The organism is Microcystis sp. M079S1 (genome assembly GCF_020246425.1).
GTDB classification, from domain to species: Bacteria; Cyanobacteriota; Cyanobacteriia; order Cyanobacteriales; family Microcystaceae; genus Microcystis; species Microcystis aeruginosa.
In genome coordinates this window covers 16,459-28,520 of record NZ_JADBSZ010000195.1, presented here as the reverse complement: position 1 = coordinate 28,520, position 12,062 = coordinate 16,459, and the positions used below count along the sequence as shown (strand labels likewise).

9 protein-coding genes are annotated in these 12,062 nt (G+C 42.3%); 3 read left to right on the top strand and 6 right to left on the bottom strand.

The window, feature by feature from the left end; translation table 11 throughout:
- The first annotated feature begins 10 nt into the window (after window positions 1–10).
- Complete coding sequence (locus IM456_RS12825) at window positions 11–193, top strand: hypothetical protein (protein ID WP_287712782.1); 183 nt, start codon at window positions 11–13, stop codon at window positions 191–193.
- 412 nt (window positions 194–605) lie between these two features.
- Here the strand turns inward: IM456_RS12825 and IM456_RS12820 are convergent, their stop codons facing one another.
- Window positions 606–2,171 (bottom strand): B12-binding domain-containing radical SAM protein, encoded by a 1,566-nt coding sequence (locus IM456_RS12820; protein WP_149987916.1) that lies wholly within the window; start codon window positions 2,169–2,171, stop codon window positions 606–608.
- Window positions 2,172–2,974: 803 nt separating this feature from the next.
- Between IM456_RS12820 and IM456_RS12815 the strand changes: the two genes are divergently transcribed.
- Window positions 2,975–4,075, top strand: coding sequence for an alkene reductase (locus IM456_RS12815; protein WP_287693073.1), 1,101 nt, complete (start codon window positions 2,975–2,977; stop codon window positions 4,073–4,075).
- Between the two features lie 470 nt (window positions 4,076–4,545).
- On the opposite strand, the gene IM456_RS12810 is transcribed toward IM456_RS12815, so the two are convergent.
- The gene (locus IM456_RS12810; protein ID WP_149987918.1) at window positions 4,546–5,178 is read right to left on the bottom strand and encodes a PEP-CTERM sorting domain-containing protein; all 633 of its coding nucleotides are present in this window, start codon (window positions 5,176–5,178) and stop codon (window positions 4,546–4,548) included.
- A gap of 340 nt (window positions 5,179–5,518) precedes the next feature.
- On the opposite strand from IM456_RS12810, the gene IM456_RS12805 reads away from it, so the two are divergent.
- Window positions 5,519–6,373: an Rpn family recombination-promoting nuclease/putative transposase gene (locus tag IM456_RS12805; protein ID WP_287705204.1), complete on the top strand. Its 855-nt coding sequence runs from the start codon at window positions 5,519–5,521 to the stop codon at window positions 6,371–6,373.
- Window positions 6,374–6,565: 192 nt separating this feature from the next.
- Here the strand turns inward: IM456_RS12805 and IM456_RS12800 are convergent, their stop codons facing one another.
- From IM456_RS12800 to IM456_RS12785, 4 genes are all read right to left on the bottom strand, one after another.
- Window positions 6,566–7,567, bottom strand: a complete 1,002-nt coding sequence (locus IM456_RS12800) for a pentapeptide repeat-containing protein (protein WP_149987654.1) — start codon at window positions 7,565–7,567, stop codon at window positions 6,566–6,568.
- 198 nt (window positions 7,568–7,765) lie between these two features.
- On the bottom strand, window positions 7,766–7,900 hold the full coding sequence (locus IM456_RS12795; protein WP_255520608.1) for a hypothetical protein: 135 nt from the start codon (window positions 7,898–7,900) through the stop codon (window positions 7,766–7,768).
- 216 nt (window positions 7,901–8,116) lie between these two features.
- Window positions 8,117–9,628, bottom strand: a complete 1,512-nt coding sequence (locus IM456_RS12790) for a glycosyltransferase family 39 protein (RefSeq protein WP_287693856.1) — start codon at window positions 9,626–9,628, stop codon at window positions 8,117–8,119.
- Between the two features lie 23 nt (window positions 9,629–9,651).
- Complete coding sequence (locus IM456_RS12785) at window positions 9,652–11,889, bottom strand: sensor histidine kinase (protein WP_287693853.1); 2,238 nt, start codon at window positions 11,887–11,889, stop codon at window positions 9,652–9,654.
- Window positions 11,890–12,062 lie beyond the last annotated feature (173 nt).

Here is a 12,062-nt window from a genome sequence, read left to right as displayed (position 1 = left end):
TGGTGGCAGGGTGTGGGGTGTGGGGTGTGGGGTGTGGGGTTTTATCGATTTTCAGGTGGTCAACTACCTAATTTTCAGGGAAAAAGTCCCGGAATTTTCCCCCCGATCCCCGCAATGGCTGGCACTTTTTGAGGGGAAAAACGTCCACAAGTCTTATCCAACAAGGTTTTTAGATTTATTCAGCAGACCCTAATTAGGGCTTGCGGCAAAAAGTTTGTTGGTGGGGTGAGGAGTCAGGAGTCAGGAGTCAGTAGCCGGTCGTTTCAGGCTTTGTTGCCCTCTTTTTTTTGTACCAGTTGATGTACTAAAAGAAGGATCATGCCAGGTTTTTGAAGGTCTTAATCCTATTTTCGCAGCATGAACATCGGATTTTAACAGGTCAAAAGCCTTATTTTAAAAGGGTTTTACCATTATTCAGCCAGCCCTAATTAAGGTTTGCTGAAAAAGTAAGGGGGCAGGGTGTGGGGTGTAGGCTTTACCGATTTTCATCTGGTCAATTACCTAATTTTCAGGGAAAAAGTACCTGAATCTTCCCCCCGATCACTTTTGGGGTAGGATTCAAGAGCGCTGTTTAGGGATAAATGACTGTTAGTCGGCGCTATTGTCTAGCTTTTGAGCGTTTTTTCCAGCTGGGCTACCCTTGCTTTCTGTTGCTTCAAATCGGCTAGTTGTTTTAGTAATTGTTCTCTTACTTCATAGCGATAGGCAAAAAAATGCTCACCTATCCCTAGGGTCGCTAGATACTCTTCTACCAGACGGGGCTTGACCCAGGCAATCACCGCCAGTTGCCACCAGAAACGGAACCGCGTCGGTCGGACAATCCCCTGCCGCCAGAGCAAGGAACGGAACAATTGCCACTGTTGCCAATCTAATTTACGGTTCGATTTGCCGCGCCATCCCCCCATCATCATGAAATGGTTGAAGGTTCGTTTCAGGTAGTTAACAGGATCGTAGATTTCCCAGAAAGCATCGATGTATTCTTCGGTAATCTCTTCCACCGGGCGAGTTGGCTCAAAGTTCATCATGGCTCCCTGATGGAAAGTGCCCATGCCATCCACCAGACGACCTTCCCGTTGCAGGCGATTCCACAGGGCAGTATTTTGCAGTGCCTGGAGCAGGCTAAACTGCCCCTGGGGAATACTCGCCTCCATAATAAAATCTTTGATCCGCTGCCCTGCGCCAGGTTTCTCATTGTCAAAACCGATAATGAAGCCAGACATAATCTGCAGCCCCATGCGGGTAATTTTGTGACAGGATTCGATCAGGGATTGGCGGGTGTTTTGAACCTTGTTAATGCCCATTAAGCTATCGGTATCTGGTGTCTCAATTCCCATAAACACCAGCATAAAGCCGGCCTTGACCATTAACTCAATCAGTTCACTGTCTTCGGCCAGATTAAGGGAAGCTTCCGTAATCAGTTTAAAGGGATACTGGTGTTGCTCCATCCAGGGGATCAACTCCCGCAGAAACACCTTGGCATTCCGCTTATTGCCAATGAAGTTGTCATCCACAACAAAAATGTAGCGCCTCCATCCCAGTTGATATAACGTCTCCAACTCAGCCAACATTTGTTCTGGGGTTTTGGTGCGCGGTTTGCGGCCATAGAGGTTGATGATGTCACAAAATTCGCATTGAAAGGGGCAACCGCGAGAAAACTGCACGGTAATCGCCAGATAGGCATCCAGATCTAGTAGATCATAGCGGGCGATCGGTGTCATGGTTACATCTGGTTTCTCGCTGGCTCTAAAGACACCACTCGGTTCACCCCGCTCTAGGGCTGCCAGGAACAGCGGGATTGTCAGTTCTCCTTCATCCAGAATCAGGTAATCTGCCCCAGCTTTTTGGGCAACTTCTGGATAGGAGGTGGGGTAAGGCCCGCCCACAGCCACTTTTTTACCCAACTGCAACCCTTTGGCAATCAATTCTTGAAAGTCTTTTTTCTGAATGATCATGGCGGAGATGATTACCAGATCGCACCACTCCCAATCCGAAGCCGTTTCCAATCGGACATTGCGATCAACAAACCGGATTTCCCAATCGGATGGCAACAGGGCCGCCACCGTAATTAAACCCAGAGGCGGATTGGTTGCTCTCAAGCCGGCTAGATTTAAAGTCTCTTGATAGGACCAAAAGGAGTTGGGCATCAGCGGCCACAGTAATAGGGCTTTCATTTAGGGGTCTCCAACGAAGAAGCTATATGCTTTACATACTAGCCACAAAGCCCAAGTCGATCAAGACTGTTTTAACATCTTTTTTTACTAATAAATTAGTTCTAAATAAATTGTGAAAAAACCGCAATTTTTTCGAGATTAGCACAATTAAATGCACGATGCTTGCTAAAAACTCGTGTTTTCCCATTTTTATCAACGCACTGTAGGGGCTGTCTGCCTCTTTTGGGTATTTTTGGGTAGGTTCCCTAAAAAATGCTGATTCTGAAAAACCATCTTAAAATTCGCAAGCACCGAATAGTAAGGGTTTCGTTTCAGTCACTAGGAAGTCTGTTTTATAGGTAAAACACCAGTTACTAGACATCTCCACAATGACTATTTCTGGTCAGGTAAACATAAGCGTAATTACACTATTTTATACCGACACATCATGACTCAACTCCCAGAAAATATAGTTTATGTCTCTTTAATTTTGGAAGATTAATAAATTAAATAACTGGTAATTATAGTTATATTTATGAACAAGATTAATTATATTCAGCTAATTGACCCGATTAATTCTCCTCACTTAGGAGAGGAACAATCTCGCAGATAAGTAGTCGGACATAAGTTTTCGCTGCTGTATAAAGTTTTGTAAATAGGGTAGAAGGCTGTATGCAGCACCGAAAACCGCCTATTTTACATTCCTTAACATAGTGTTGTTTATTTATGTCCGACTACTTAGCCAGTCAATCATCCTCGGGTGTGATTGTCTGGTTTTAACTAATTGCGGTAAAATTAACCTAAACTCTCTATCGGCAAATTCGATGACTTCCTTCACTACTTCCCTAGCTCTTTTAAGTCAATTTAAATTGGGAGATTTAAACTTAGAAAATCGTCTTGTGCTTGCTCCCATGACGCGAGCGCGAGCCGGAGAAAAACGTCTTGCTAATGAGATAATGGCCGAGTATTACCGGCAAAGGGCCAGCGCGGGATTAATGATTACGGAAGCGACGGTAATTTCTCCCCAAGCTAACGGTTGGCAAAATACCCCTGGTATCTACACCGATGAACAAGCGCAAGCATGGCAAATGGTGACAAAAATCGCCCAAAGAAAAGGAACACCAATGTTTTGTCAATTGTGGCACTGTGGTCGCGCTTCTCACCCTAGTTTTCAGGAAAATGGGGCTTTACCCGTTGCCCCTTCCGCAATTAAGATTAAGGGGGAGTTGCATACACCCATCGGCAAACAGCCCTACGAGACCCCTAGAGCCTTAGAAACCGAGGAAATCCCCGCAATTGTCGCCGATTACCGTCAAGCCGCTCAGAGGGCAAAATTAGCGGGGTTTGATGGCATAGAAATTCACGGGGCTAATGGTTATTTAATCGATACTTTTCTGCAATCGGCCACTAATCAGCGTCAGGATAAGTACGGTGGCAGTTTGGCAAATCGCTATCGTTTTTTACAGGAAGTAGTCGAGGCAATTTTAACTGTTTTTCCCAGTCATCGGGTGGGGGTGCGTCTGTCTCCCAATGGCGTTTATAATGACATGGGTTCCGAGGATTTTCGAGAAACTTTTCTCTATATTGCCCAAAGATTAAATGAGTACAATTTAGCTTATTTGCATCTGCTAGATGGCTTGGCTTTTGGTTTTCATGAAAAGGGTCAACCGATGCTTTTATCTGAGTTTCGGGCTGTTTTTAATAGTGCTTTAATCGGCAATTGTGGTTATACAAAAGAAACTGCTGAAGCCGCTATTCAGTTAGGAGATGCGGATTTAATTGCTTTCGGTCGTCCCTATATCAGTAATCCCGATTTGGTGGAAAGATTCGCCAATAATTGGCCTCTTAATCCCGATGCTGAGATGAAGGATTGGTATTCTTTTGACAAGGAAGGTTATATCGATTTTCCCAGTTATAAACCCTAGTTAAGTAGCTGGTTATAATTAAATTAAAAATGGATTTTAGGTTTGATCCCCCCTGCCCCCCTTGATAAGGGGGGTGCCGATAGACGGGGGGATCTGAAAGTTTTTAATACCTACCTACTTAGGGTTTGCTGAATAAATGTGAAATGTAGGCAAAGTAAGGGTTTTGGGGCTTTTCTTCCGAAACAGGTGCAAGATTTTGAGAGAATCGTCGTTCAAAACCTTGCGTCTTCATCGGCCCGCGTTCTGTAGGGGCGAAGCATTCGGGCAATAACCTATCGGTGAAACCGGAGATTTTCTATCCGAATGCTTCGCCCGTACTTTTTCAGCAGACCCTACTTAGTATTAGATATGTGTAATTAATTGTGTCTAGCTACTTATCCATTATGTGCCAAAATTCAATAAGCGAGAGCGCCTTTTTCCCTAACCAAAAAGGAAGGCTTTTAAAGCTTCCTTACCGCAGAATTGGTCATTTATTGCCGTTTGCGAGCCAATAAACCCAGAGAACCCACCGCTAATAAGCCTAAAAGGGTGCCTGGTTCGGGGGTTGTCTGTATCTGGGCAGGTTGAATAGTCCAGTTAGCAGGATCGATGTTACCTTCTACATTGGTCAAATTGACCTCGTAATAATAATTTGGGTCAGTATAGTAAACGCCATTGAACCCATTCACGTACCATTCTATAGGTGTTTGTGTAGAATTGGTTGAGACGACATTGACATTATTGAAATCAGACCAATCAAAAGGAACAGCCGTTAACTGTCCTGAGGCATTGGTGACAAAGCTTCCTGTAGTACCATCCAACCCATCACCCCCATTAGGATTAAAGGTGGTAACGTGGGCTCCATTACCAAAGTTGAAGGTGACAGTCACAATGTCAGTGGCATTCCATGTTTGGCTCAACAGGGAAGTTCCCCCATTGTCAAGCTGATAGGTGATAACCGCAGTATCACCGACACTAACGTTATCGACAAGGGGTGAAGATGTGGGTGCTGCAACAGTACCCGTATAGGTAGCGGTAAAAATGGCAGCATGGGCGGGAATGGCACTGAAAACGGCACAAGTCACCGCCGGAAGGCAAAGGGCTTTTAGCAGTTGATTAGTCATTTTTGATTGATTGACAAGTTAATTTCATGGCTAAGAATGGGGAAAAATTGATATTTATACCCAATAAATCATTGCTTAACAGCAATAAGCAGCCTCATTCTACCCCCCCCCCCCCCGAATTTGTCAAGTATTCTCCGTTTTTTATTGATGAATCTGGAAAAAAAGCCCATCAGGGAGAGACTGGAAGGGTTCGCCAAGGAAACATCTTAAATTAATCAGTAATGATTAAGATTGAGCTATTTTAGGGGTTAAAGTCGGTCCTTATTCCCCCCTTTATTAAGGGGCGTTAGGGGTGAGCAAAACGTCCTAATCTTAGCGCGTAGTGCTATAAAATAAGAGCATGAAAACTGACACGATTTTTTATCAACTCTTTCAATCTTTCCCCTCTATCTTCTTTGAATTAATTCAACTCCCTATCACCGAAGCGAATAACTACCGCTTTGACTCAGTGGAAGTCAAACAACTTTCTTTTCGTCTTGATGGAGTCTTTCTGCCTCAAAATAATCACCCCCAGACTCCTATCTACTTCTGTGAGGTACAATTTCAGGAAGATGAGGCTTTTTATCAGCGCTTTTTCACCGAAATATTCTTATATCTCAGTAAAACCGACTTAACCAATGATTGGCGGGGTGTGATTGTTTATCCTAACCCTCAAGTAGAAACCGATAAAGTTCAACGCTATCGGGAACTCCTCAACTCCGAGCGAGTGAGACGGATTTATCTGAATGAATTAGAAAACATTCCTCAAACTTCCATTGGTTTAGCCACAGTCCAATTAATCACCCTATCTAAAGCAAAAGCGATTGATAGCACCCGAAAATTAATCCAAAGAGTGAGGCAAGAATTAACCCCCGACCAAAAACCGCAAGAACTCTTACAATTAATAGAGACGATTCTCGTTTATAAGTTACCGCTTCTCAATCGTCGGGAGATAGAAACTATGTTTAGTTTAGATGAATTAAAACAAACTCAGTATTTTCAAGATGTGCGCGAAGAAGCGCGTCAGGAAGGTCGTCAGGAAGGTCGCGAGGAAGGTCGCGAGCAAGGTCGTGAGGAAGGTCGTGAGGAAGGCAGACTAAACAAAGCACTAGAGGCGGTTCCTCGTTTGTTGGCCTTGGGGTTAAGTGTTGAGCAAGTCGCATCCGCCTTAGAATTAGAGGTTAAACAGGTTAGAGCTATACAAAAAGGGACATAATACACAAGGCCTGCTGAAAAAGTTTGTTGGTCGGGTTAGGAGTCAGCCTTGAATCAGTTATCAGATGTGAGTTTTCAGTTCACTGTTCACTGTTTACTGTTCACTGAAAATACTCCCATCTCCTTGGGAAAAATCCCACGGTTATAGAAATCTTGGCGGAAAAGTCTCTACAACCGGGTTTTTCTAGGAATATTAGGAAAGGAGATTGCCGCGACTACCGTTAGGAAGAATAGTTTCTTCGAGGGAAGCGGAAAGAAGATTATTTTCGGTTAAAATCGCCCCAATTAAGTTAGCTCGTTTGAGATTAGCTCGTTTAAGATTGCTTCCCACTAAATAACTCAAGAGTAATCCCGCTTGGTGTAGATTAGCACCAGAAAGGTTAGCGGAGGCTAAATTCGCGCCGAGCAGATTACAACCGGTTAAGTTAGCCTGGCGAAAATTGGCTTTATTAGCGTCAGTTTTACTTAAATCGGCTCCAGTTAAGTTAGCCCCCTCAAAATCGCTACAATTGAGGTTAGCTCCCGTCAGATTAGCACCTTCGAGGTTAGCACAACGTAAATCCGCCCCCCGTAAATCCGCCCCGCGCAAATCGGCATAGCTGAGGTCGGCGTATTGAAGATGGCAGTTTTCCAGATTAGCTTGATAGAGATAGGCTCGAATTAGGTTAGCCTCTTTTAAGTTAGCATGGCTAAGATTAGCAGAGCTAAGAATAGCACGAGTGAGAATGGCCCGTTTTAGGTTAGCTTTCTCCGCCATGGCATGGGTTAAAGTGGCTGAGGTGAGATTAGCCGCTTCGAGATTCGCTTTCAACAGTTGGGCAAAAAGTAAGCTACTGTGAATTAAACAGGCAGAACTTAAATCAGCCTTTTTGAGAACAGTATTACTCAAAATCGCGCCGCTTAGTTGACTTTGGCGCAAATTTGCCCCAGAAAGGTCGGCTTTAGTCAGGTTAGCATCGATAAGACAAGCTTTGCTTAAATTAACTTCTTCGAGGGAAGCGTCCTTGAAATTAGCGTTAATTAAACAAGCTTCGGCTAAATTGGCTCGTTTTAAGTAACTATGACTTAGGTTAATCTGGTTTAAACACTGTCTCTTTAAATTGACTCCGCTAAGTCTGACTTCCGCAAAGTTGCGTTCACCTCGATTATACAGTTCGATTAGATGTTCACGATTGGTTAAGGCATTGCTACTCATAAAATAACTAAATTGTTCTGGAAGGTCATTTCCAGAGAATTGGTTGGGGAAAATTACTGATCATGAAGTCGATCTCTAGGATTAGTACAGGGAGCGACTGGGAATTTTTGCGAATAAATAGAAATTTTCAACCAATTACGGGCTTAAAATCCCTATTGGCAATCACTAAAACCGGTAAAGAACGAAAAGAATCGGGGTTCAATACCAAAAACAGTCTCTACCTAAACCCGCCACTTGTTGCCAGCCAGGTCTAGGCATTAAATTAGAGAAGTCTTGTGCGTCAGTTTTTCTGACTGAATCTACTGCCTCGCCGATGTCTTGACTCGGTATCATACAGTTGAATTTGTTAGGTCTGCTTAGTCAGTCCGGTAGCCAAGAGGCTAAAACTCTTAATCACCAGATTTCGGGGACTCTCCAGTTGAGCAAGCATAAAACTTTGTAAAAGTCAATCCCTCTTAGGGATGAACTGCCCAATTCTATTCCCTGAAGCCTTGGTTTATTGAGTCTATCAGGTTGTGGTCTGTTTTGGCAAGAGGGGTCAATGGTTTTTTAATCAATTCGCCAAAAGGCTTGATTTTCCGTAGGGGATAATTGTATAGACTGGTCATCTAAATATTGTCTGAGACTGGGGGAAGGATTGAGGAGATAAATATCGGTAAATTGATTTTTTAAGGATGGGATGGAAACTCTAGGGTTCGACGGAACAAATAAATACTTTGTCTTAGCATCAGTAGTATGGATAAGGGGCAAGGTATCTAACCAATGTTCTGAAATAATTAGAGGTTTTTGACTGCGATTAATCATTGTATAAGCGTTGGGAATATTACTACCATAACCCACATATCTAGCTGCCGGCGGTGGATAGGGAATTTTGGCAATTAATCCGAAAACTAGCAATAATATTAAGAGAATTTTTGCCCAGCCTTGGCGCTGCTGTAATCCGTTGCTTAGTAAAAAGGTAACTGCCAGCAGCATACCGAGAAAACTCGGTAAGTAAAATCTGCCCACAGCCGTGTAGCGAAATCCTCTGATTAGATCCCACGCTAAAAGAGAGAAAAAGGGGATAATTGTCAGGAGAATGATCAGGGTAAAAACTTTTTTATCGGCTTTTTTGCCCAGATAAATAAAGGAGATGATGACGAGGATAATTAGGCAGTATTCAATAATAGGGTTGATGGTGGGATTGGCTAAACTGAAATTATAAAATAAACGAGCGATCATTCTTACCCATCTTTGCCAAAGTACCTCTAGGGTTAAACTGCCTTTTGACCATCCAAAGATAGTAAATCGACCAGTAAAAATCCGGGTTAACCAAATTGAATAAATCCACAGGGAAGCAAGTAAGCTGATGCTATAGTATTTTTTGGTTAAAAAGTTAAAATAATTCAGCTGTAGCAGAAAATATAGGCTATGAACCACTAAAACAAAGATAAAGAAAACATGGGTATATAAACCAGCAATTAGGGATAAACTATAGAAAAACCAATCTTTTTTCGGTTGCGAGGAATCAATAGCTTTGAGAAATAACCAGCTAGAAAGTATCGAACAGAAAACATATAGTCCGTATTCCCAAATTCCTAGAGCATAACCAGTAAAACGCGGGGAAAAGAAGATAAGTGTAGTGGCGATTAAAGCGGCGTTTTTATTTTTAAATAAAGTCAAAGCTAAATGGTAAAAACTCCCTAAAATACCAAACCAAATAATTACCGAAAATCCTCTTAAGACTAAATAAGAATTGCCTAATAATCTTGCTAAAAACCAGAGGGAACTGTAATAGAGAGGTAGATCATAATTTGAGCTAGTATAAAGAGAGGCTAAGGTATCAGGAAAACCTTTCACGGAATTAACCCCTTGAAATTGCCAGAGTTGTTCTGTAGATTTAATTTGTCCATCGAACAGATAGTTAATTAACTGTTCGGGTGTGTAACCAGAAAGATGCAGTAAGACCAAAGATTCATCGTGCCAAACATAGCTATAGTAGGCGAGATGGACAAAATAGAAAATATTGAAAATAATCAATAAACCTAAAGCAAATCTAACCCCAGATTGACGGGTAAGCATAATTATCTCGATCCTGTTAAAAATCACTGATTACTGTTGACTAACTCCTGCTTAATCACTCTAGAATTTTGATGGGTAAGGGGTAAAGTAAACCAAAACTGTGAGCCAACCCGCGGGGTACTTTTTACCCCAATTCTCCCAGAGTGAGCCTCGATTATTTGCCGACATTGGTAGGAACCTAAACCGATTCCCGTTAGGTGTTGATTATGAAGATTTCTTACATATAAATGGAAAAGATGTTGACATTGTTCCTCATCCATGCCAATGCCATTATCGCTTAAAGTGCAGTAGAGCATATCTTGGTCAATACGAGCATCTAAAGCTAATTGAATCGGTGAAGGGTTATGTTTTAAGGCATTATTTAATAATTGTTCAAAAACACTTCTTAGCTGACAAGGATCGGCATCAATAGCGGGTAAGTCATCGGGGAGAAGATTAATAAAAGTAGCTTGATATAAATCAAAATCTTTTTGCCAATCTTTCAGCCAAATTTCCACCTGTTTTTTTAGAGATAGAGGTTGACGATGCAAGATTAAAGGCCGTTCTTCAGCAAAATGATTTTCTGATAAAGCATTAATTAAAGTTAATTGTCGCTCGCAACTACGCACCACCTTATCAAGCATTGCTCGCGAGATAGTTACTTTTTCTGTTTGCTGACACTGTAAATTTTTTAATAACATCACTAATCCCATAATCGAAGTGCGAAGATCGTGGGATACTGCCTGTAAAAAAACCGTTTTCATTTCGTATAAACGCTGAATTTCCCGGACTTTTTCCCGCAGTTCCAGGGTTCTTGCTGCCACTTCCCGTTCTAAATTATTATTCAAGCTTTGCACCCTCTGATATAGTTGCGCTTGGCCGATAGCAATACAAACTTGGGTGGCTAACTGTTCTAATAATTTGACCTCGCTTTTTTGCCAATGACGAGGATGGGAATATTGATGGACAACTAAAGCGCCTAAATGTTGATTATTAACCGTTAGAGGTAAAACTAAAGAGGATTTAACTTGCAGGTATTCGTAATAACCCTTGAGAGTGGGCAGAGTTTGCACCTTAGCGGTATTATCAGCAATAATTAACTTATCTAAAGAAAATAATTGTCCCAATTCTTCCAGTAATTCTGGTTCGGGAAACCAACCCATCAGCGAGGGAATCTGGGGACGACGGGACTCAGCGATTACCTTAGACCAACCCCGCTCTTGACAGTGACCGATATAGACTTGATCGGCATCGAGAAAATTTCTGATTTCCTCAACAATGGTATTTAAAACCTGATCTATATCTAAAGATTGATGGACTTTTAAAGCAACTTGTGTTACTAAATGTTCTCTTTCTAAAGTTTCATTTAAAGCTCGATCGATCTGTTGTCTTTCGCTAATCGCCGCCGATAAAAACAGAGAAGTTGACATGACAATGACTAAAAAGATTTGTAAGATCAAGACACCTCTGGTATAATCGGGAGCCTGTAGGATAAAAGGGCTGATTCCCCTGGCCAATCCCATCAAAGCTAAAATAGATACTAAAAAATTCGCTATTACCGCTCCCCAAGTCTGAAAACGCATGGCGGCCCAAACCACAAAAGGAAAAGGCAGATATTCGAGGTACTGCACCATACTCCAATCGGGGTTAAGAAAATTTGGTTGATCACCAAAAACCACAGAAGTCACCACCGTTAGCAAACTCAGACAAAGTAAGGCCTCGCCAAAGCGTTGGGGTTGTCGTGGTTCCCGCAGGGAGTGACGATTGAAGCAAAAACGCAACAGCAGCGGCGTGGTCATTAATATTCCTGTACTATCTCCGAGCCAGATCATGCCCCAAGACTGTCCAAATTGTCGCCAATCCCAAGTATTTAGCCAACTACGGGCAAAAGTATCGATAGTGGCATTGACTGCCGAGGCTAATAAAGCCGCTAAAAATACCAGTAAAAGAATATCGCGAATGCGCTGTAAAGTGGCGGAAAATCTCAGATAATGCAAGAATTGCGCCCCTAACAGAGCCGATAAACTGCTACCGATCGCCGAAAATAGAGCTATGGGCCAACTGGCCCCTAAAAAGAAGGTAAGAAGCAAATCCCCGATAAAAACGCCTAAAACTAGCCTTTTTCCCCCTAAAAAAACAGCAGTTAAGCCAATACCAGCACTCATCCAAATCGGGGCAGGTCGCGACCCTAAATTTAAGCAGAGATAGCCTAGCCAACCAACACCCAGATAAACTAGGGCAACAAGCACAATTTTAGATCGATCTGATGAAATACGCAGCATTTTCAGTTATCAGTTATCAGTTATCAGTCATCAGTTATCAGTTATCAGTTATCAGGTTTAAGTTTTAAGTTATTAGGTTTAAGTTTTCAATTTTCAATAAATTTAGTATCTTTCACTGGTCGCTGGTCACTGGTCACTGATCACTGGTCACTGGTCACTGTTAATCTATTTCC